This window comes from Streptomyces sp. NPDC006997 (genome assembly GCF_040635175.1).
Lineage (GTDB): Bacteria > Actinomycetota > Actinomycetes > Streptomycetales > Streptomycetaceae > Streptomyces.
In genome coordinates this window covers 1-20,748 of sequence record NZ_JBEYHH010000054.1, presented here as the reverse complement: position 1 = coordinate 20,748, position 20,748 = coordinate 1, and the positions used below count along the sequence as shown (strand labels likewise).

General features: G+C 74.1%; 15 protein-coding genes. 11 read left to right on the top strand and 4 right to left on the bottom strand.

Annotated elements, in window-relative coordinates:
- The first annotated feature begins 6 nt into the window (after positions 1-6).
- The 5 genes from ABZ659_RS33125 (at position 7) to ABZ659_RS33105 (ending at position 8,398) form a co-directional block, all read left to right on the top strand.
- Positions 7-1,176 carry an AAA family ATPase gene (locus ABZ659_RS33125; protein WP_360227768.1) on the top strand — a complete coding sequence of 390 codons (1,170 nt, stop codon included), beginning with the start codon at positions 7-9 and terminating at the stop codon, positions 1,174-1,176.
- The gene (locus tag ABZ659_RS33120) at positions 1,173-4,712 is read left to right on the top strand and encodes a DUF5682 family protein (RefSeq protein WP_360227765.1); all 3,540 of its coding nucleotides are present in this window, start codon (positions 1,173-1,175) and stop codon (positions 4,710-4,712) included. Before ABZ659_RS33125 ends, ABZ659_RS33120 begins: the two co-directional genes overlap by 4 nt.
- On the top strand, positions 4,709-6,493 hold the full coding sequence (locus ABZ659_RS33115; protein WP_360227745.1) for a hypothetical protein: 1,785 nt from the start codon (positions 4,709-4,711) through the stop codon (positions 6,491-6,493). Before ABZ659_RS33120 ends, ABZ659_RS33115 begins: the two co-directional genes overlap by 4 nt.
- Positions 6,494-6,735: 242 nt before the next feature.
- Positions 6,736-7,110, top strand: coding sequence for a hypothetical protein (locus tag ABZ659_RS33110; RefSeq protein WP_360227743.1), 375 nt, complete (start codon positions 6,736-6,738; stop codon positions 7,108-7,110).
- A gap of 310 nt (positions 7,111-7,420) precedes the next feature.
- Positions 7,421-8,398 (top strand): alpha/beta hydrolase, encoded by a 978-nt coding sequence (locus ABZ659_RS33105; RefSeq protein ID WP_360227741.1) that lies wholly within the window; start codon positions 7,421-7,423, stop codon positions 8,396-8,398.
- A 247-nt stretch (positions 8,399-8,645) separates the two neighbouring features.
- On the opposite strand, the gene ABZ659_RS33100 is transcribed toward ABZ659_RS33105, so the two are convergent.
- Positions 8,646-9,611: a glycoside hydrolase family 6 protein gene (locus ABZ659_RS33100; RefSeq protein ID WP_360227739.1), complete on the bottom strand. Its 966-nt coding sequence runs from the start codon at positions 9,609-9,611 to the stop codon at positions 8,646-8,648.
- Between the two features lie 208 nt (positions 9,612-9,819).
- Here ABZ659_RS33100 and ABZ659_RS33095 point away from each other — a divergent pair, with 208 nt between their 5' ends.
- On the top strand, positions 9,820-10,833 hold the full coding sequence (locus tag ABZ659_RS33095) for a LacI family DNA-binding transcriptional regulator (protein WP_360227736.1): 1,014 nt from the start codon (positions 9,820-9,822) through the stop codon (positions 10,831-10,833).
- A gap of 308 nt (positions 10,834-11,141) precedes the next feature.
- On the opposite strand, the gene ABZ659_RS33090 is transcribed toward ABZ659_RS33095, so the two are convergent.
- On the bottom strand, positions 11,142-12,026 hold the full coding sequence (locus tag ABZ659_RS33090; RefSeq protein WP_360227733.1) for a glycoside hydrolase family 19 protein: 885 nt from the start codon (positions 12,024-12,026) through the stop codon (positions 11,142-11,144).
- A gap of 341 nt (positions 12,027-12,367) precedes the next feature.
- Between ABZ659_RS33090 and ABZ659_RS33085 the strand changes: the two genes are divergently transcribed.
- Entirely contained in the window at positions 12,368-13,354 is a 987-nt protein-coding gene (locus tag ABZ659_RS33085; RefSeq protein WP_360227730.1) for an L-threonylcarbamoyladenylate synthase, read from the top strand.
- Between the two features lie 66 nt (positions 13,355-13,420).
- Here ABZ659_RS33085 and ABZ659_RS33080 read toward each other — a convergent pair whose 3' ends face one another.
- On the bottom strand, positions 13,421-14,062 hold the full coding sequence (locus ABZ659_RS33080) for a carbonic anhydrase (RefSeq protein ID WP_360227727.1): 642 nt from the start codon (positions 14,060-14,062) through the stop codon (positions 13,421-13,423).
- Positions 14,063-14,662: 600 nt separating this feature from the next.
- Between ABZ659_RS33080 and ABZ659_RS33075 the strand changes: the two genes are divergently transcribed.
- The 3 genes from ABZ659_RS33075 to ABZ659_RS33065 are packed head-to-tail and all read left to right on the top strand — an operon-like array spanning position 14,663 to position 17,621.
- A complete protein-coding gene (locus ABZ659_RS33075; RefSeq protein WP_360227724.1) occupies positions 14,663-15,310 on the top strand; it encodes a hypothetical protein in 648 nt (215 codons plus the stop codon).
- 8 nt (positions 15,311-15,318) lie between these two features.
- Positions 15,319-16,875, top strand: coding sequence for a hypothetical protein (locus tag ABZ659_RS33070; protein WP_360227721.1), 1,557 nt, complete (start codon positions 15,319-15,321; stop codon positions 16,873-16,875).
- Positions 16,872-17,621 (top strand): nucleotide-binding protein, encoded by a 750-nt coding sequence (locus ABZ659_RS33065; protein WP_360227718.1) that lies wholly within the window; start codon positions 16,872-16,874, stop codon positions 17,619-17,621. The genes ABZ659_RS33070 and ABZ659_RS33065 overlap by 4 nt, the downstream gene beginning before the upstream one ends.
- 333 nt (positions 17,622-17,954) lie before the next feature.
- Here ABZ659_RS33065 and ABZ659_RS33060 read toward each other — a convergent pair whose 3' ends face one another.
- Positions 17,955-18,773 (bottom strand): macro domain-containing protein, encoded by an 819-nt coding sequence (locus ABZ659_RS33060; protein ID WP_360227715.1) that lies wholly within the window; start codon positions 18,771-18,773, stop codon positions 17,955-17,957.
- A gap of 203 nt (positions 18,774-18,976) precedes the next feature.
- On the opposite strand from ABZ659_RS33060, the gene ABZ659_RS33055 reads away from it, so the two are divergent.
- Positions 18,977-20,359 (top strand): macro domain-containing protein, encoded by a 1,383-nt coding sequence (locus tag ABZ659_RS33055; RefSeq protein WP_360227712.1) that lies wholly within the window; start codon positions 18,977-18,979, stop codon positions 20,357-20,359.
- The last annotated feature ends 389 nt before the right edge of the window (positions 20,360-20,748 follow it).

Below are 20,748 nucleotides of genomic sequence, written 5' to 3'. Positions count from 1 at the left end.
TCGCCGATGACCACCGCCCCCACCTCCGCCCCGGCCCGCCAGATCGTCCCGCCGGAGGAGCGGTACGCGACCGAACTGGCCTTCCTGGCCGCGTACGACGACGGACCGCGACCGCCCGCGTGGCGGCTCACCCCGCGCGCGGTCGTCACCTTCGTCATGGGCAGCCGGGGCGACGCCCTCAAGCTGCCCGACCGTGCCGAGGTCCCCGACGGAGTACCGCGCCGTCTGGTGGTCGAGGGCAAGTTCGTCGGCGACCGGGCGCTGGTCGAGCGGTGTGTGGTGACCCTCGCCGGGGAGCGCGGCCTGCTGCTCGTCGGCGAGCCCGGCACCGCCAAGTCGATGCTGTCGGAGCTGCTGTCCGCCGCCGTGTGCGGCACCAGCGGCCTGGTCGTGCAGGGCACCGCGGGCACGACCGAGGACCAGCTCAAGTACGGCTGGAACTACGCGCTGCTGCTCGCCCAGGGGCCCACCCGGCAGGCGCTCGTGCCGTCGCCCGTCCTGACCGCCATGTCCCGGGGCGCCGTCGCCCGCGTCGAGGAGGTCACCCGCTGTCTGCCCGAGGTGCAGGACTCGCTGGTGTCGCTGCTGTCGGAGCGGCGGATCGCCGTACCCGAGCTGGCGGGCACGGAGGACGCGCTGGCGCACGCGGCGCCCGGCTTCACCCTGATCGCCACCGCCAACCTCCGCGACAAGGGGGTCTCCGAGATGTCCGCGGCCCTGAAGCGCCGCTTCAACTTCGAGACGGTCGGCCCCATCGGGGACCTCGACGCGGAGACCGCGCTGGTGCGCGGCCAGGCGCGGGCGTCCGTGGCGCGGGCCGGGGCACCGTTCCGGGTCGACGACGCCGTGTTGGAGGCGCTGGTCACCGCGTTCCGGGATCTGCGGGAGGGCCGGTCGGCGGAGGGCTGGGAGGTGGAGCGGCCGTCGACGGTGATGAGCACCGCGGAGGCCGTGTCCGTCGCCGGTGCGCTCGCCCTCGCGGCGGCGTACTTCCCCGGTGACCGTGACGTCCTCGGGCTGCTGCCGGGGCATCTGCTCGGCGTGGTCCGCAAGGACGACCCCGCGGACGCGGCCCGGCTGCGCGGCTACTGGGACGGCCCGGTGCGGCGCCGCGCCGAGCAGGGCTCAGCCACCTGGCGCACCCTGTGGGACCTGCGTACGGTCCTGGAGGGCTGACGGCCGTGTTCCTCTCCCCCACCCTCACCCCCGAGGAAGCGCTGGCCGCCCTCACCGGTCCGGCGGCGCCCTGTCTCGTCGGCGTACGGCACCACGCGCCGTCCCTGGCCGCCGCCGTGCCCGCGCTGCTGGACGCGGCCGAGCCCGACGTGCTGCTCGTCGAGCTGCCCGCCGAGACGCAGGAGTGGCTGCCCTGGCTGGGCCACGAGGAGACCCGGGCGCCGGTGGCGCTCGCCGCGGCCTGCGCTGACGCCGGCGGCGACGGGCCCGCGTTCTACCCGTTCGCCGACTTCTCGCCGGAGCTGGCCGCCGTGCGCTGGGCGGCCCGCCACGGGGTGCCGACGGTCGCCTGCGACCTGCCGCTCGCCGACGGCGCGTGGCGTGCGGGGCGCGGGGCCGCGGGCGGGCGGGCTGGGGGTCCCGGTCTCGCCTCCGCGCTGCGGGACCGGCTGACGGGACGTACCGGGGACGACCTGTGGGACCGGCTCGTGGAGGCCACCGCGCCCGGTTCCCCGCCCGAGTCGCTGCGCCGGGCGGCGCTGCTCACCGGGTGGGCGCTGCGTGCGGACGCGGTCGCCGCGGGCGGGGTGCCGGAGCTGGACCTGCGGCGCGAGGAGTGGATGCGGGCCCGGCTGGCCGAGGCGACCGCGGGCGGGGAGCGGGCCGCCGTGGTGGTCGGCGCGTTCCACGCACCGGCACTCGTACGGCCGGGCGGCGCTGAGCCCGGGCAGCGCCGGGACGCCGGGGACGCGACCGGCGAGCGCCGGTCTGTCTGGACGACCTCGCTGATCCCGTACACGTACGCCCTCCTCGACGAGCGGTCCGGTTACCCGGCGGGCATCCGGGACCCGGAGTGGCAGGACATGGTGCTGCGCGCGGCGGGCGATCCGGCGGCGCTGGAGGAGGCGCTCACCCGGGCGGCCGTGCGCGTCTGCGGCGAGCTGAGGGAACTCGGCCACCCGTCGGGGCCCGCCGACGCGCGGGAGATCAGTCGGCTCGCCGCGGACCTCGCCCGGCTGCGCGGGCTGCCCGCGGCGGGCCGCGGTGAACTGGTCGAGGCCGTGCAGACGGTGCTGGCGCAGGGCGAGCCGTACGGGCGGGGGCGGGCGGTGGCCCGGGCGATGGAGCGGGTGCTCGTCGGTACGCGCACCGGGCGTCCCGCTCCCGGGGCGCCGCGCAGTGGGCTCGGGCCCGCCGTCGAGGCGGAGGTGGCGCGGCTCGGTCTGCCCGGCCCGGGCGCGGGCGGTCCCGGCGCGTCCCGGGAGCTGCGTCTCGACCCGCTGCGGTCCGACCTCGACCGGCGCCGGGAACTGCTCCTGCGACGGCTCACCGTGTGCGGGGTGCCCTACGGGGAGGCCAGGGAGGTCGTCGGCGCGGGCGGCGCCGAGGCCCTCACCTCCCGCTGGGAGGTGCGCTGGACGCCCGCCACGGCGGCCGTGCTGACCGCGGCCGGGGCGCGGGGGGTCACCGCCGCGCAGGCCGCCGAGGGGGTGCTGCGCGAGCGGCGGCGGGTGGAGCGCGGGGACGGCGGGCCGACCGCCGCGCAGGCGCTCACGGGGCTCGAACAGGCGGCGGAGTGCGGTCTGACGCAGCTCGCGGACGAGCGGCTCGACGACGTCGCGGAGGTGCTGCCGCGCGCCGGTACCCTGCCGGAGCTCCTCGCCGGTCTGGCCCTGCTGGACCGGTTGCGGGCCGGTCATGTCCCGGGGCTCGGCGCGGACCGGGACCGTACGGCACGGGCGGCGGCCGTGGCGGAGCTGCTGACGGCCGCCGCGGTACGGCAGGTGGACGGGCTGACCGGGTCCGAGGACCCCGCCGACGCGCACGCCCTGCTGGAACTCGCGCACCGGGCCGATCTGTTGGGCGGCATCCGGCTCGCCGACGCCCTGGCCCGGCTGGCGGCCGACGGGTCCCCGCTGATGCGCGGTGCCGCCGGGGCCGTACGGGTGCTGCTCGGGCAGGAGGACGCGCGGGTGTTCGGCAACCGGGTGGCCTCCTGGGTCGACGGGGCCACCGGTCCCGAGGCGCGCGCCGCGCTCACCGAGCGGCTCGCCGGGCTGCTGACCGCCGCCGGTCCGCTGCTGGAGGCGGCGGCGCCCGCGCTGGAGCCGCTGCTCACCCGGGTGTCCGAGCTGCCCGACCGGGGGTTCCTGGACCGGCTCCCCGCGCTGCGCGGCGGCTTCGACACCCTGAGCCCCGCGGCCCGCGACCGGCTCCTCGCGGCCGTCGAGGAACACCTCGACACCGCCCGCGTCGCCGACACCGACGGCGTCGACCCGGCCGCGCTCGCCGCCTGGACCGGGGCGGACCTCGCGGCCCGCGAGACCCTGCGGTCGCTGGGCCTGCTGCCCACGCGGCCCGGCACCCCGGCGGACAGGGCTCCGGAGCCCACGCCGCCCGCCACTCCACCGGTGGTGGAGGAGGAGCGTCTCCTCGCCCCCGCCGACCGCTGGCGCCTCCTCCTCGGCCGCCGCACGGACCGACTGCCGCCGTCCGCGGCGCCGTTGGCGACCGCGCTGGACGAGCTGTACGGCAGCGGACGGGGCGAGGGCAGCCGGGGCGACCTGACGGGCCGGGGAACCGGCGGCGGGCGGGAAGCGCCGTACCCCGGGGTGCGGGAGTGGTCGGAGGAACTGGCCGCCCTCTTCGGGCCGGGCATCCGGGAGGAGGTGCTGGCGGCAGCCGCGGCGTCGGGCCGCAAGGACGTCCTCGCCGAGTTGGACGCGGACCGTGTGCGCCCATCGGTGGACCTGCTGCGCACGGTGCTGCGGCACGCGGGCGGCCTGCCCGAGGCCCGGCTGGCGGCGCTGCGCCCGTTGGTGCGGCGGCTCGTCGACGCGCTGACCCGGGAGCTGGCCACCCGGCTGCGGCCCGCCCTGCACGGCACGGCCCTGCCGCGCCCCAGCAGACGCCCCGGCGGCGGTCTCGACCTGCCGCGCACGCTGCGCGCCAACCTGGCGACCGCGCGCCGCGGCCCGGACGGCACGGTCCAGGTCATCCCCGAGCGGCCGGTGTTCCGTACCCGGGCGCGCCGGGCCTCCGACTGGCGGCTGATCCTGGTCACCGACGTGTCGGGCTCCATGGAGTCGTCCACGGTCTGGGCCGCGCTGACCGCCTCGGTGCTGGCGGGGGTACCCACGCTCTCCACCCACTTCCTGGCGTTCTCCACCGAGGTCATCGACCTCTCCGGACACGTGGCGGACCCGCTGTCGCTGCTGCTGGAGGTCAGCGTGGGCGGCGGCACGCACATCGCCGCGGGGCTGCGGCACGCGCGCGAACTCGTCACCGTGCCGTCGCGGACCCTGGTCGTGGTCGTCAGCGACTTCGAGGAGGGCTACCCGCTGGGCGGGCTGCTCGGCGAGGTCCGCGCGCTGGTCTCGGCCGGGTGCCACGTCCTGGGCTGCGCGAGCCTCGACGACACCGGTCGGCCGCGCTACTCGACGGGCGTCGCGGGTCAGCTCGTCGCGGCGGGGATGCCCGTCGCCGCCCTCAGTCCACTCGAACTCGCCCGCTGGGTAGGGGAGAAGATCTCATGAGCCCGGACCTGCCTCCGGTCGCCCCGTCCGTCACCGCCGAACTCGTCGCGGCGCTCTCCCCCCGGCTCCGCAAGCGGCTGGACGCCGGTGTGGCCAAGCTCGCGGCGCGTCCGGTCGTCCGGGACGGCGACACCGTGCGGATCGCCGTGGACGACGAGACCGACGTCACCCTGCACCTGTCCGGCGCCGCGGTGAGCAGCGCCGACGCGATCCGCTGCGGCTGTCTGCTGGCCCCCGACTGCCTGCACCGGGCGGCGGCGGCGTCGGCCGCGCCGGTGGCCGCCGCCGCGCCACCATCACAGGAGACTTCCGACGGCCCGCCTCCGGACGACCACACCGCCGAGGCGACCGCGGTGCCGCGGGAAGCCGAAACCGAAGCCCCACGACGGGTCGACAGCCAGCCGCACCCCGACGCCGTCGCCGCCGCCCGGGCGGTGTTCGACGCGGGCGCCGCCGTCCTGGACACGGGCACGGACGGCGCGGGTGCCGTGGCGCAGGCGGAGCTGCTGCGGGCCGCGCACACCGCGCGCCTCGCGGGGCTGCACCGGGCCTTCGCCGCGGCGGTCTCCGTGGTCACCGAGGTACGCGCGGCCCGCTCGGGCGACCCCGGGTACCGTCTCGCGGACCTCACCCGCGCCCTGGCCGAGCTGCTGACCGTCGCCCACCGCCTGCCGCACGCCACCGGCGCGGACTTGGCGGCACTGCGCGGCACGGCACGGCAGCCGTACCGGCCGGACGGCTCCCTGCGGCTGTACGGGCTGTTCTCCGAACCGGTCCTCACGGCGACCGGCTACGCGGGCGCGGTCACCTGGACCGCCGACGCCCACGGCCGCCTCTACACGGTGTCGGACGTGGCCCCGGGCGGCCCCTCCCGCGCGACCGGCGCCGCCGGCCGGACCGTGCGGATCGGCGACACGGCGCTGACCCACCGTGAACTGTCGCGCGCGGGCCTGGCCGTGTCCGGCGCGACCGTCTCCCCCACGGGCCGCCTCGGCGCGGGCGCCGGAGTGCGGGCGGTGCGCGCGTCCGGCGCCGCCTGGCGCGCCGAGCCGCTGGACCGGCTGTGGGCCGTACCCGCCGCCGAGCAGGTCGCCCGCGCCCTGGACGGCGGGCAGGACCTGCTGTTCCTGGAGGCGACCTTGAGGGGCGCGGTGCGCGAGACGACGGGCGACTGCCTGCTGGCCGACTGCGCGGGCCGTCCCCTGCGGCTGGCCACCGCCCACGACGACCCCGCGCTGCCGTACCGCGACAACCTGCGGCTGCTCGCCGCCGCCGGGGGCCGCCCGCTGCGGATCGTCGCACGGCTGGCCCCCGGTCAGCTCCCCCGCGCGCTGCTGCTCGCCACCGAGCACCCCACCGACCCCGACACCCGGGTGGACCTGGGCCTGGACCGCCTCCGCCTCGCCGACCTGCCCACCGGAGCGGTGCCGCCCCCGGCGATGGCCGTCGCCGCGGGGCACGAGGCGCCGCTGCACCTGCTGCGCCGCCGCGTCCACCAGACGGTGTCCGGGGGCCGCCGCGTCCTGGTCTCCGCCCACGGCGGCACCGGCGACGGCACCCGCCTGCGCCACCTCGGCCTCGGCACGGCGGGCGACCTCCTCGACCACCTCCACACCACCGCCGCGCACCGCTCCCGCGACGCCTTCGGCCGCCTCCTCCCGACGAACACCCAGGACTTCGCCGAAGCCTGGCTCGCCGCGGCGCTCTACACCGACGCGGTAGAGCGCGCCCTGTGCGCGAACGCCTGGGGAGCCACGGCCACCCCCCTGACGAGGACCTGACCCGGACGACCCGAGGGAGCCCGACGCCGCCCGCTCGGCGAGCCTGCCGGTGATGGCCGTCGCGTCCGGCGCGCCACCATGAACCCGGCCCTGTAGTCATGTGCCGCGCTGCGCACGCGCGTCCTGTTCCAGGCCGGGCAGTCGGCCCTGGTGCACGGCGTCACCGGCAACGCCGGATCGATGGCCACACGCCGGCCCTCCCCCGCCCGCCCTCCGCGGACCTCGGCGAGGAGTGCATCGTCATGGAGAACGCGGTCCTGCGCGGGACCCGCAGGGATGCGCTGGCCTGGGGCCGACAGGTACTGGTCGGCCCCACCTCGTACCTGACCGGCCGCTCAGTGGAGGAGGAGGTGTTCCTGGCGACCGGGAGCCGGGTGTTCGACGGCGCGCGTATCGGGACCCGCTCGGAGGTGCGCGTCGACGGCGTCGTGCACCTGCGCCCCGTACTGCCCGCCGATGCGCTGGTGCCGATCGGCTGGGTAGCCGCAGGCGACCCGGTGCGGCTGAACCGCAGGTGCAGGACCCGCTCCCGGCGGATGACCACGTGCTGTTCGGTTGTCCGGCCGCCCCGCCGCCGCGTCGGGAGCGGGCCTTCCGCCTTGCGGGCCGTCAGATGATCCGACCCGGCGGCCACCACCCCGACCGCGCTGATATCGGCTCCGGCTTGGTCGTCCCGCGCGGGGACGACGTGCACCTGACCCGGGCCCACAGCTGACGCCCCGTCGATGCCGTCGGCCCCCGGCCGCCCCCACCGCCGAGGCCGGCGGGGCGTCCCCACGCGGGGACGGGCGCCTCGTCTCCGCCACCACCTCCCCGGACCGGACGTCGGCTTGCGCCGCCGCCGGCAGCGGGCACCATGGATCCCGGGGAGATCACCAAAGGGGGGCCGTGCCCCGTTCCCGGGCCCACGTACACCTGGAGTGCCGAATGACGCAGCTTCCCCCGCCCGTCACGCCCTATCTCGAACCGGCCGCGAAGGAACTGGCCGAGGCCACCGACCCTCACCCTCGGATCTACGAGGTCCCCCCGGAGCAGGGCCGGGACATCCTGCTGGGCCTGCAGAGCGGCGAGGGAGTGCCGCGCCCGGAGGTCGACGAGGAGTGGGTGGACGTGGACGCGGGCGAATGGGGTACGGTCCGCACCCGGATCATCCGCCCGAAGGGCGCCACCGGTCCGCTGCCCGTGGTCTTCTACATCCACGGGGCCGGATGGGTCTTCGGCGACGACAGGACCCATGACCGCCTCTTCCGCGAACTCGTCGTCGGCGCGGGCGCGGCAGGCGTCTTCCCGGTGTACGACCGGGCGCCGGAGGCGAAGTACCCCACGCAGGTGGAGCAGAACTACGCGGTGGGCCAGTGGGTGCGGAAGAACGGCGCCGACCACGACATGGACACCTCGCGCATGGCGGTCACCGGCGAGTCCGTCGGCGGGTGCATGTCCGCGGTCTTCGCGCTGATGAACAAGGAGCGCGACGACGGCCTCGACCTGAAGGCCCAGGTCCTGCTCTACCCGGTGACCGACGCCGACTTCGACACGCCGTCGTACCTGCAGTTCGCCGAGGGCTACTACCTCACGCGCGACGGCATGAAGTGGTTCTGGGACGCGTACACCACCGATCCCGGGGAGCGCACGCAGCACTACGCCTCTCCGCTGCGGTCGACGCTCGACCAGCTCAAGGGCCTGCCCACGACGCTGGTCATCACCGACGAGGCGGACGTCCTGCGCGACGAGGGCGAGAAGTACGCCAACAGGCTGCGCGAGGCGGGCGTCGACGTCACCTCGGTCCGCGTCGCCGGCATGGTCCACGACTTCCTGCTCCTGGACAGCCTCCGCGACACCCGCGCGGCGAACGTCGCGCGCAGACTCGCCATCGACGCACTGCGCACGGCCCTGCACGACGGCTGACCGCACCACGTCCCCGGCCAGCTGTTCCGCCGACGGGGGACGTGGGGTCGCGCCGCCCACAGGGACCGGTGCGCTGCCTCCCTCCCGAGGCCCGTCCACACGGTCACGGAGCGCGAACCGGCTCGGCGCAGGCTTCCCGGGCACACGGGTCGCGCAGCGTGCACGACTTCACCGTGCCCGCCTGGAACGGCCAGCCGCACCCCCCGGCCCACTGCCGGTCGCCGGGGTGGTGGGCGGGAGCCCTGGATCAGTAGCCGTAGATCATCTTGTAGGCGACCTCGGGGAGGAACTGCCCGGCCGTGGAGCCGGTTCCGACACCGCAGTTACCGTCGGACTCGCCCGGGGCCTTGATCCACAGGAGCATCTCGGCGCCTCCGCCCGTCCGGGTGGGCGTGCCGATGCGGCGGCCGGAGGGATTGCACCACTGGCCGTTGGAGCCGTTGCCGTTGCGGCTGGTGTCCACGACGAACGGCTTGGTGTAGCCGTAGCGGGCGGCCAGTTCGTTGTTGACGGCGTTGCCGTATGCGGTGTTCTCGGCGGTGGTGATGTAGTTGGAGACGTTGAGGGAGAAGCCGTGGGCCTGTCGGAGGCCGGCTTCGTGGAGGCGTCGGGCCATGGTCGCGGCGTCGGCCCAGCGCGGGTTGCCGGCGTCCATGTAGACCCAGGTGTTGGGGGCTTGCCGGTTGAACTCGGCGAGGGCACCGGAGAGCATGGCCTCGCGCTCGTCTATCTGGGCCTGGGTCATGCAGCCGTAGTCTCCGAGGGAGTCCGGTTCGAGGATGACGACGGCCGGGCGGGCCGCGATGCCTCCGGCGAACTGCGCGATCCAGCTGGCGTAGGCGGACGGCGAGGCGGCTCCGCCGGCGGAGTGCCCGCCGCAGTAGTCACGGTGGTAGATGTTGTAGGCGACGAGGATGGGCAGCTTGTCCTGGTAGTCCGCCGCTCCGACAAAGGCACCTGTCGCGGTGCCGATGGTGCCGCTCCAGGAGCCGAACCAGCGGGCCATCGGTGTGTTGGCGATGGAGGCGTTGATCGCGGAGGCCCGGCCGTCGCCGGGGTTGGCGGCCACCCACCGCCTCGCGCTCGAGTCCGGGTCCACGTAGAACCCGTTGGTCATGGTGGTGGGGTCGGCCGCGTGGGCGGACGGTGCGGCGGCGAACGCCAGCGGCAGAGCACAGAGCGCTGCCATCAGGGTGCGGAGTCTGCGGCTCAAGACAAGTACCTCGGTTTCGGAGGACGTGTACTTTGGGAGCGCTCCCACTGGAAGCGGTCCCAATCGTCTGGGTGAGTGGTCGAGCTGTCAATAGAGGCCGCACTGAGGGACTTTCACAGGAGAACGTAAGCCCTGTAGGCCATAAGACTGGAAGCGCTCCCAGTTCTGCTTCTCCGAGCGCTCCGCGCCTGTGAAAGACTCACGGGTCATGGCAGAAGCAGCGCCGCGTCGGCGTCCGACGCTCGACGAGGTGGCCGAACGCGCCGGTGTCTCCCGCTCCGTGGCCTCCCGCGCCCTCAACAACGCCCCGCACGTCAGCCGTGCCAAGCGCGAGGCTGTCGAACGGGCCGTGCGGCACCTCGGATACGTACCCAACCCGACGGCCCGCGCGCTGGCCACCCGTCAGACGGGAGCGGCCGCCCTGGTCGTCTCGGGAGAGGATCCGTCCATCTTCGCCGACCCGTTCTTCGCTCGGGTGATCGTGGGGGCGTCGGCCGCCCTGGACGAGGCGGACCTGCATCTGATGCTGTGCCTGGCCGCTTCCGACCGGGGCCGCAAGCGGGTCGAGGAACTCGTGCGGTCCAGGGGCGCGGACGGTGTCATGCTGATGGCGCTGCGCGAGGACGATCCGCTGACCCGGATGGCCGACGAGGCCCAGATGCCCGTGGTGTTCGGCGGGCGCCCGGTCGGTTCGGCCCCCCGGTGGTACGTGGACGTGGACAACGTCGGCGGAGCGCGCGAGGCGACCGAGCATCTGGTCTCACTCGGCCGCAGGCGCGTGGCCGTGATCTGCGGGCGTCTGGACACCGAGGCCGGGCGCGCCCGGTACCGCGGCTACCGGGACGCCATGCTGGGCGCCGGTCTCGATCCGTTCCCGCCGTTGGAAGGGGACTTCACCGAGCCCAGCGGAGCCGCCGCCATGGCCGCACTGCTGGCCGGACACCCCGACGTGGACGGAGTGTTCGCCGCCAACGACAACATGGCGGCGGGAGCGGTGCGCGTCTTGCGGGAGGCCGGGCGGCGGGTCCCCGGCGACGTCGCCGTGGTCGGCTTCGACGACCTGGCGGTCGCCCAGATCGCCGATCCGCCGCTCACCACCGTCCATCAGCCCATAGAGGCTCTCGGACGGGAGATGGCGCGCACGCTCGTCGCGCTCGTCAACGGGCAGGACCCCACCCCGCTGGTCCTCCCCACCCGCCTGACCATCCGGGCCAGCGCCTGACTCCCCCCTTGTCCCTCAGCAGACCCGTGCGCTGCTCGAACACGCCGTCGTGTTGCCACTTGGCGACGTACCCGACGTACCCGTACACCGTGCCAGGTGGCGAGTCGTGCGGGAGGGAGAGGGCGGTCGGCGGCCGATGCCCAGCGCCCGGGCGCGCCGCTGGGCCCACCATGCCGTCAGGAGCCGTACGCCTCCCGCCGGATCCACCCGCGCACCGTGCGGGTCTACCGGGGCGAGCGCGAGATGCGCGGGCGGTTCCTGCGGCGGGACGGGGCGTGGGTCGTCCCGCCCGGGCGCTCTCCCCCGTGTCAGCAGTACAGGTTGCCGCCCGGCGCCACGCCGAGGATCTGGGTGAAGCGCTGGTAGGTGGAGACGCGGCTCTGGACCTGGGCCGGGTTGCGGCCGTCGCACTCCAGGGAGCCGTTGATGCTGCGGATGGTCTGGCCGAAGCCCGCGCCGGTCACCATGGCGTTGTGGGGGGTCATGGTGCCGGGGCCGGTCTGGGTGTTCCAGTACCACAGGCCGGTCTTCCAGGCGACGGAGGCGTCGTTCTGCACCAGCCACGGGTTGGTGAGCAGCGGCAGGCCCAACGCGTCGCCCGCCGCCTTGTAGTTGAAGTTCCAGCTGAGCTGGATCGGGCCGCGCCCGTAGTAGGCCGCCTGCCCGGCCGGGCAGCCGTAGGGCTGGCTCCAGTCGCAGTAGTGCGGGTAGTTGGCGGTGTTCTGCTCGACGATGTGCACCAGACCGCCGGTCTCGTGGCTGACGTTGGCGAGGAAGGCGGCGGCCTCCTGCTTCTTCACGGTGTCGCTGCCGGTGTTGGCGAAGCCGGGGTACGCGCTGAGCGCGGCGGTGAGACCGCTGTAGGTGTAGAACGAGTTCCGGTTCGGGAACATCTGATGGAACTGGGCCTCGGTCACCACGAAGTTGCCGACCGGGGTTCCCGAGTCGCAGGGGTAGGGGTCCCAGTACCAGGTGCTGATGGTGGGGTCGTACCCGGGGTTGGCGTGCTCGGCTACGTACGCCTTGCCGTCGGTGTAGCGCACGATATCGCCCGCGTTGTACGACCGTCCGGCGGCCCAGGCGGGATAGCTGGAGCACGTGGCGGCGGAGGCGCCGGAGGCGGGCAGCAGTACGGGGGTGCTGGCACCGAGGGCGAGTGCGGCGAGGACGGCGGCGGTACGGCGTCGGGGCATGGTCGACTCCTTCGCGGGGCACGGCCGCACCCGTGCGGGGGCGGGGCGGACCCCGTCCCCGCGAACGCACCGGTGGGACCGGCTGCGGTGTGGGGCGGCCGTGGTGGGGGGTGGTGGTGCCACACTCCCGTATTGGTATGTACCAGTCAAGGGTGTAGACCAGTCAACCCCCACGTCCGTGCGCCTTGTTGCACCGGGACGTCTCCCTCGGTCCCCCTGGGCCGTCTCAGTCGGCGGCACCGGGGTGGCTCAGTCAGCGGCCCAGCGGGACGGGTGGCTGTCCGCGCGTCCTCCGTGCAGGCTGGTGATCGCCGCCCATGGCTGTCAGGCGCTCTTCTAGGATGGTGCGGGTGACCGCAACACCGATCGAGATCGAGAAAGCAGCCGGTGTGCTGCGCGCCGGCGGCCTGGTCGCCCTGCCCACCGAGACCGTCTACGGACTGGGCGCCAACGCCGAGGACCCCGTCAGCGTCTCGCGGATCTTCCAGGTCAAGGGACGTCCGCCCACGCATCCGCTGATCGTCCACATCGGCGACGCGCAGCAGTTGGACGACTGGGTACAGGACGTACCGCAGGCGGCGCGCCTGCTGGCCGAACACTTCTGGCCCGGTCCCCTCACGCTGGTCCTGCGGCGCGGTGCCCGCGTACCCCTGGAAGCGACCGGCGGCCTTCAGACGGTGGCCGTGCGGGTGCCCCGCCACCCCGTCGCGCTCGCGCTGCTGTCGGCCTTCGGCGGCGGTGTCACGGCACCGTCCGCCAACCGCTTCGGGCAGGTCAGCCCCACGACAGCGGACCATGTCCGGGCCGAGCTGGGGGATGCCGTCGACTTCGTGCTGGACGGCGGCGCCTGTCAGGTCGGCGTCGAGTCGACCATCGTCGACGTCACGGGCGGGACGCCGAGCGTCCTGCGGCCCGGCGGGGTGACGCGTGAGGACCTCGAAGCGGTACTCGGGTGCCCGCTCGCGGTGCCCACGACCAGCCGCGTCCGGGTGCCGGGGCAGCATCCGTCCCACTACGCTCCACGCGCACGGGTCGTGCTCGTGGAGCCGGAGAAGGTCGTCGCCGAAGCGGAACTCGCGCGGGAACGGGGGCACAAGGTGGGTGTCTTCCTGCCCGCCTCGTTCGCCGGCACTCCGGTGCGGGCGCACGCCGTGGTGACGGTTCCCCCGTCGATGGCGGCCTACGCGCGCGAGTTGTACCAGATCCTGCGCGCACTCGACCGGCAGGGCTGCGACCTCATCGTCGCCTCGCTGCCGGCGGAGGAGGGGCTGGGGCTCGCGATCGCCAACCGCCTCCGCCGCGCGGCAGGGCCCCGGCTGCCCGCGTAACCGGCACCGACGCCGCAGCCCACGGCCCGGGGGCCGTGGGCGCGGTCGGCTCCGTGAGCGGGATGGTCAGGACGCGGTGGGAACCGCCACGTCAAGGCCACGCGCGGCGACGAGCCGGGCACTGCCGTCGGCCAGGCGGTAGGACATTCCCACCACGCCGAGGCGACCGGCGGCCACCCGCTCGGCCAGGAGGCGGGAGCGGTCGAGCAGCAGGTCCACCGTGTGTTCGATGTGCTCGGCCAGGATCTCCTCGGCCGTCTCCCGTCCGTCGGCGCGGGCAGCCAGCACGCTCGGGGTCACCCGCTCGACCACGTCACGGACGAAGCCGCCCGGCGTCTGCCCGTCCTCCAGGGCGGAGCAGGCCGCCGCGACGGCACCGCACGAGTCGTGGCCGAGGACGACGACCAGCGGCGCGTTCAGGACTCCCACACCGAACTCGATGGAACCGAGCACCTCCGTACCCGCGACATGGCCCGCCGTCCGCACGACGAACAGGTCGCCCAGACCCCGGTCGAAGATGATCTCGGCGGCCAGGCGTGAGTCGGAGCACCCGAACAGCACGGCGAACGGCTGCTGGGACGGCGCCGTCTCGGCACGGCGGGCGGCATCCTGATTCGGATGCCTGGGGGCTCCTGACACGAAGCGCTGGTTACCGGCCAGCAGCAACTCGAAGGCGTCACGGGGCGTCGGAATCTGGATCTCAGCCATGGCCGCAGCTTACGAGGCAGCACCCGCCGTGGCACCGCCCGGGGGTCCGGCTCCCCCACCGTTCGCCGGTTCGGGCGCTGCCCGGCGCAGGCGGTACCCGCACGCGCCGGACGCGGGCGCCCGAGCCGCCCGGCCCGGCACACCCGAGGTCGCCGCGCTCATCGGCATCCCGGCGGACCCGGTGAGGTGGCGCTCGTACGGTGCCGGAGGTGGTGCGCGGCGCGGGGAGAGGGCGTGAGGGCGGCCGTGGCGGTGCGGGTGAACAGCGGCAGGCCGCTGGCGGCGGGCGGGGTGTGCGGGGCGGGGGCTCGGCCGAGGGCAGGGCCGAGGGAGGAGTGAGAGCCACGTGCACGAAGAAGATCCCAGGCCGGGCGGGTGCGGTGGCGCCCGGCTCTGAGGCGGCCCGGGCAGGCCGGGACGAGGCCCCGACCGCGGCCGGGGCGGCCGACCCCGTCCGAAGCCGATCGGAAGTGGCTCGGAAGCGGTGGGAGCTGGTGCCGGAAGCGGGGTCACTGGTCCGATCGGGCAACGCACACAGCACCCCGGCCCGCCGCAGGCCGACCGGTTCCGTGATCGGCGCCGGAAGCAGTTAGGTGACAGATGAGTACGACACGAGTACCGGGAAGCCCCGCGCGGTCGTATGCCGCACCGGCTCTCACCCTCGAACCCGGCCGGATACGCAACAACGCGCTGATCATCATCGGTGTGCCGCTCGTCCTGATCGTCGTGCTGGCGCTCGCTTACCGGGCGAGCGGCGAGAGCGCCTCCTCCTCCTCGGGCTCCGACTACTGGAGCGGCGACTCGCCGTTCGGCGGCGGCGTCCCGGACGGTGCGCCCGGCGACGCCGGTGACGTCCCCTCCTGGTCCGACGGCGTCACCGACGAGCCGACGGACCTCTACAGCGCCCAAGAGCCACCCGACGAGCCCACGGACACGGCGACCGGCGAGGAGTACGCCGACGACCCGAACGCGCAGACGGTGAGGGCCTACTTCGCCGCGATCGACGGCGGTGACTACACGACCGCCTGGCAGCTCGGCGGGCAGAACCTCGCCGCCGACTTCGAGTCCTTCCGGGACGGCTTCACCACCACGGACGCCGTCGACGTCACCGTCGACGGCGTCGAGGGCGACCTGGTCCTCGCCACCGTCACCTCGCAGGAGTCGGACGGCTCGCAGAAGGTGTTCGACGGCTCCTACACGGTTCGGGACGGCGTCATCACCGCCGCGGACGTCACCGAGAGGCAGTGACCGACCCCATGACCGCAGACAACGCCCCGCCGCCGCCCGACGCGACGAGCAACGCCACCCGGCTGCTGTGCGCCGGTGCCTATCTCGACCCCCTCTACCGCAAGGCGGTCATCCGGGAACTGCTGACCCACCGCTACCGGGTGGTGGCCCCTTCCTACGGCTACGACGCGGTGCCCGTGCTCGCCCACGCGCTCGCCGCCACGGATCTGCGCCGCCAGCAGGTGCTGACGCTGGCGGGCGGAGCCGTCGTCATCCTGGTGGGCTCGGTCACCGGGCTGCTGGACTCCCTGGTCGCCTCCCTGCTGTTCGGCTGGCTCGCCTGGGCCACCATGTTCCTGCGCCGCCTGGCGGTGTTGCGGATGCTCACCAAGCACCTCGCCCCGCCGCAGGAGCGCCCCGGCTTCGGCGCGGCCTACCCCAGGTCCCGCCACCTCACACCGGCGATCGTGCGGAAGATCTCCGCCGAGCAGAACTCCGACACGGTCTACTACGGCGGCTACAAGCCGTTCGTCGGCGCGGGACAACTGTGGCGCAGTTGGTCGAACGCGGAGTTGCTGATCGGCGTACCGGAGAAGCCCGCCAACCCCTTCGGGCAGGCGCTGTTCGAGGGCGGCCTGCCGCTGCCCCGGCAGAACGGCTCGCCCGACGACGCGTCCGGGCGCGGGGAGGTGCGGCGTCGGGCGATCGTCCCGTTCACGGCCGCCGACATCACCGACCGGGTCCGGCAGCAGATGCTCAAGGAGCTGAAGGAGACGCCCCGCCCGGCCGACCGCGTCCAGTTGCTGTCCGTGGAACGCCGCCGGTTCACCAAAGCCGTACGGTTCCTCGACACGGGCGAGCCGGAGGACTTCGACGACGGGCCGGACGAGCACTGGCGGGAGGACTACGACGCCGGTCGCGAGTACCTGTGCGTGCGGATCGGCGCCTGGCAGCAGGAGCTGGTGACCACGGTGTTCGTGGGGTTCGACATCAAGGGCACCACCTTGCACACCGAGTTCTACACCTACGTACTGGCGCCGATCACGCAGAGCTTCCGTCTGGTGGACCGGCTGCCCGAGCGCGTCGACGGCGCGCTGATGTGCCGTATCGCCTGGCACGTGCTGCGCAGCGCGCCCGGTGAGCTGCTGGGGCTGGCGTTCAACCCGCTCAAGGAGCGGCTGCCGCGGAAGGTGGGCTCGGACACCGTCAAGACGGAGGTCGCCCAGCCCACCGACCACAGTGAGTTCGGGCTGGGCCGCTACGCCCACAAGGTCGTCGACTGCGGGGCCCGGGCGAGTGTGCGGGAGCTGGCCACGCCCCAGGTGTTCCACCACTTCTTCCAGGAGAGCGACGCCCACAAGTACACCCAGATCGTCGAGCGTCATCTGCTGCAGATCATCGGTGACTTCCTCCACGACCACGACGTCGACACCCGCGAGCACGAAGCCAACCAGACCAACATCCTCCAGCAGAACTTCGGCGCGAACAGCAACAACAACTTCGGCGGCACGCAGAGCGTGGGCAACCGCGGCAACCAGACCTTCGGCAACAACTCCGGCATCACCCGGGAAAGGCGTCCCGCATGAGCGGCCACGAGTTCCGCGACAACTCCTTCGACCACGTCACCTTCGGTGGTGGCGGCAACACCAACCTCGGCGGGACACAGAGCGTCGGCAACAGCGGGAGCCAGTCCTTCGGCGACCACTCCCCCGTCGTGCCCTCCCCGGCCTCCGGCGACGACGGAGGGGTCAGGCACGGGCAGGCGGGCGGCCCGGGCCGGGCGGAAGCGTCCGGTGTGGCGCGCAGTGTCTTCGTCGTGCACGGCCGCGACGAGCAGGCCCGCCGCGAGATGTTCGAGCTGCTGCGCCGACTCGACCTGCGTCCCAAGGAGTGGGAGGACCTGGTCGGCGCGACCGGCCAGACGGCCCCCTTCCTCGGCGAGGTGGTCGCCGCCGCCCCGGCGCAGGCGCAGGCCGCGCTGGTGCTGCTCACCCCGGACGACATCGTCACCCTCCACCCCGACCTGTACGGCCCGAACGAGCCGTCCTACGAGACCCAGCCCGTCGGGCAGCCACGGCCGAACGTCCTGATCGAGCTGGGCATGGTGCTGATGGCCTACCCCGAGCGCACGCTGATCGTCGAGATCGGTTCGCTGCGCCCGATCGCGGACATCGCGGGCCGCAACGTCATCCGCTTCGACGGCTCCGAGACCGCGCTGGGCAAGGTGGTGGAGCGGTTGAAGCAGGCCGGGTGCGCGGTCAACGACACCGGCTCCGACTGGCGTCAGACCTGGCCGTTCCGGCACTTGAGCGCCTACCAGCGGCGGCCCTGAGCCCTGCCGGACCACCGCCGGGCCGTGCGGCGCGGCGGTTCGCGTGCCGTCTGGGGGGGACGGCACAACCGCCCCCGGGGGCGGGCCCGAGCACGTGCGGGCCCGCCCCCCGGGGGCGGCGGCGTGCCACCCCCGACTACCGGGGGTGGCGGGCACGCCCGGTTGACTGCCGAGGGGTGGCGGGCACGCCCGGCCACTGCCGAGGGGTGGCGGGCACGCCCGGCCGGGTGGCGGCGCGGCGGGCACGGCTGCCGGGCAAGCCCCGTGGGCGGTCGCGTGCCCCTGGCTGCCGGAGTGGCGCCGGGCAAGCCCGGCCCCCGCTGGCGGTGGCGCTCACCGTGCGGGACCGCAGTCCGCCGCCAGCACCCGGAGGAACGCGGCGACCTCGGTCATGTCGACGCGTTCGGCCTCGGCCGGTCGCAGCACGATCCGCAGTTCCCGGCAGATCACCCGTTCCCTCGACCGGGTGATGAAGGACAGCAGGATCAGCCGCAGCAGGCTCTCCTCGTCCAGCCCGTGCAGCCGGGACAGTCCCGACCCGAGCAACGGCAGCGCGACCCGGTCCAGTTGGCCGTAGCGGTGGACGGCGTCCCACACCCGGTTCAGGCTCAGCCACAGCTCCTCCGTGCTGGACCGGGCGACGAGGTCGTTGCCGATCCGGCTGTAGGCGACCGCGAACACCAGCCGCGGCCGGGTCCCGAGCACCGCGACCGTGCCCACGGGGTAGCGGTCCAGCTTGCCGTGCGGCTTGCCCCCGCGGGTCTCGCGGGCGAGCGGCGGCACGGGGCGCAGCGCCGCTCCCAGTTCGCCGTCCAGGCGTGCGGTGTCACCGTCGTAGCGGCGCTGCAGCAGCTGTCCCTGCACGCTGCCGCCGCTGATGACGAGGCCGTCGCGCACGTCGGTGTCGAAGGTGTCGCTGAAGCCGACGACCAGGTGCGCCCGCTCCTCGAAGAGGTCACCGCACCCCACCGACACGGTCATGTTCGGCCGCCGGAAGTCCTGCGCGACGGCCACGGGCCGCCTGCCGCGGGCCACCGCCCAGGCCACGCACAGCAGGACGGAGCCGCCGAGCACCGGCGCGGGATCCAGTGCCTGCGGGAAGAGCTGGCCGACGAACTGCACCACCGCCGACACCCCGCCGAACGCGGCCATGGCTCTGCCCACGAACGCCCGCCGCCCCCGTGCGCCGCCCGACAGCCGCCCCCGTGAACGCCGTATCCGGCTCGGACCGGGTGCCCGGCCCGGGAAACCCCTGAAAAGCACAACTCCCCCAAATACCCGCTTGGTACGCTGCCGAGGCCGCTCCCGCGGTCAGGGACGAGGGGGGAGCGCGGAGCGAGTGGAGACCACGTGTCATGACACGTATCCGGGTCTGTGTCCTGGGGCGGACCAGAGTGGAGGTCGACGGTGAGCCGGGCCGCCTGACCCCGCTGACCAAGCGATTACTCCTGCGTCTGGTGGCGGCCGAAGGCGATCCGGTGCCGGTGCGGAGGCTGTACGAGGATGTGTGGGGCGCCGCGCACACCGGTCCGGGACAGGCCGGTCGCGCCCGCAACGAGGTGCAGAAGCGGGTGCTCGAACTGCGCCGCACGCTGGACCCGGCGCGGGACGGCACCGGCCAGCGGGTGCTGCGCACCGAGCAGTTGCTGGCGGCCCCGACTCCCGAGACGGCGTACCGGCTGGTCCTCGGCCGTGACGAACTGGACTGCGCGGAGTTCTCCGAACTGGTCGGCTCGGCCCTGTTCGCGGCGCCCGCGTCGGCGGCGCACCAGCTGATGACCGCGCTGGCCCTGGTGGCGGGCCGACCGCTGGCCGACCTGAGCGACGAGCCGTTCGCCCAGCCCCTGGCGCGGCGGCTCACGGCGCTGCACGAGACGGCGCGGCGGCACCTGATCAGCGCCCACACCGAACTGGGCCGCTACGACCTCGCGGTACCGGTGGCCGAGCGTCTGACACTGGAGCGGCCGGACGACCCGGAGGTCGCCGCGGTGCTCCAGACGCTGCGCGCGCGGCTGCGGGAGCGGCACGGCCAGGAACTGCTGCGTCAGCCGATCACCGGTTCCGGCGGCGACCTGGTGGTGGTCCGCGGCGACCTGTTCGCGCAGGACGACGCCAATTTGGTGGTCGGGTTCACCGACACCTTCGACACCGCCACCGAGCAGGACCTGGTGATCAGCCGGGACAGTGTCCAGGGCCAGCTGGTGGGCCGCCTGTTCAACGGCGAGCGCAAGCTGCTGGACGACCGGCTCCAGGCGGGTCTGCGCTCGGTCACGCCCGCGAGCACCGAGCGGCCCCAGGACAAGCCCCGCGGCCGACGCGTCCGCTACCCCCTGGGCACCACGGTCCCCCTGGTGGTCGACGGGCGCCGGGTGTTCGCCGTCGCCTACTCCCGTCTCGGCAACGACCTGGTGGCCCGTTCCGCGCCGGAGGACCTGCGGGTCAGCCTCGACAGTCTGTGGCGGTCGGTCGCCCGGTACGGCATGTACAAGCCGGTGGCCATGCCGCTGGTCGGCACGGGACTCGCGCGGGTCGTCGAACTCGACCGCACGCAGCTGCTGTTCCTGGTCATAGAGAGCTTCGCCGCGTACGCCCGCCGGGAACCGACCACCGCCCCCGAACTCCGCGTCGTCATCCGTCCCGAGGACCTCGCACGGACGGACCTGGCGGCCGTCGGCGGGCTGCTGCGTTCCCTGCCCGGCGTACCCGGAACCGATGCCGTGACACGCGGTACCCCTTGACGTCGTCATGCGCCCATCGGACCCGAACGACCGCTTCCGCTGCCAGCGGTGGAGGGGTTCCGGCGGGCTTCGGGACCACTTCCGGAGCGCTTCCGACACGCTTCCGGCTGACTCTCGCCGCGCACGCCGACGGGCCGTGCCCCGGTCCACAGGCTCACGTCGTCGACGTCCTCGGGTTCTTCCAGGACGAGAGCGGCGGCGGCGCGCAGGTTGAGCCATGCCTGCCATCCGAGGTGCCGCCGGGGGTTCGGTGGCCGATGATTGCTCTTTCTCGCGCAAAAGGACCGTTTGTGACAGTGAGCCTTTTCCAACCTGGTTCAGGAGTGCGGCTGTTGGGCTGACAACGTGGTGAAGCCCCTGGTAGATGGGTTTTCGACCAAGAGAACCCG

Bases quoted from the DNA above. Each gene is read 5' to 3' on its own strand.
- ABZ659_RS33125 (WP_360227768.1), top strand. From the start codon at position 7: ATGACCACCGCCCCCACCTCCGCCCCGGCCCGCCAGATCGTCCCGCCG.
- ABZ659_RS33115 (WP_360227745.1), top strand. From the start codon at position 4,709: ATGAGCCCGGACCTGCCTCCGGTCGCCCCGTCCGTCACCGCCGAACTC.
- ABZ659_RS33110 (WP_360227743.1), top strand. From the start codon at position 6,736: ATGGAGAACGCGGTCCTGCGCGGGACCCGCAGGGATGCGCTGGCCTGG.
- ABZ659_RS33105 (WP_360227741.1), top strand. From the start codon at position 7,421: ATGACGCAGCTTCCCCCGCCCGTCACGCCCTATCTCGAACCGGCCGCG.
- ABZ659_RS33095 (WP_360227736.1), top strand. From the start codon at position 9,820: ATGGCAGAAGCAGCGCCGCGTCGGCGTCCGACGCTCGACGAGGTGGCC.
- ABZ659_RS33090 (WP_360227733.1), bottom strand. From the start codon at position 12,026: ATGCCCCGACGCCGTACCGCCGCCGTCCTCGCCGCACTCGCCCTCGGT.
- ABZ659_RS33085 (WP_360227730.1), top strand. From the start codon at position 12,368: ATGGTGCGGGTGACCGCAACACCGATCGAGATCGAGAAAGCAGCCGGT.
- ABZ659_RS33080 (WP_360227727.1), bottom strand. From the start codon at position 14,062: ATGGCTGAGATCCAGATTCCGACGCCCCGTGACGCCTTCGAGTTGCTG.
- ABZ659_RS33075 (WP_360227724.1), top strand. From the start codon at position 14,663: ATGAGTACGACACGAGTACCGGGAAGCCCCGCGCGGTCGTATGCCGCA.
- ABZ659_RS33070 (WP_360227721.1), top strand. From the start codon at position 15,319: ATGACCGCAGACAACGCCCCGCCGCCGCCCGACGCGACGAGCAACGCC.
- ABZ659_RS33065 (WP_360227718.1), top strand. From the start codon at position 16,872: ATGAGCGGCCACGAGTTCCGCGACAACTCCTTCGACCACGTCACCTTC.
- ABZ659_RS33060 (WP_360227715.1), bottom strand. From the start codon at position 18,773: ATGGCCGCGTTCGGCGGGGTGTCGGCGGTGGTGCAGTTCGTCGGCCAG.
- ABZ659_RS33055 (WP_360227712.1), top strand. From the start codon at position 18,977: ATGACACGTATCCGGGTCTGTGTCCTGGGGCGGACCAGAGTGGAGGTC.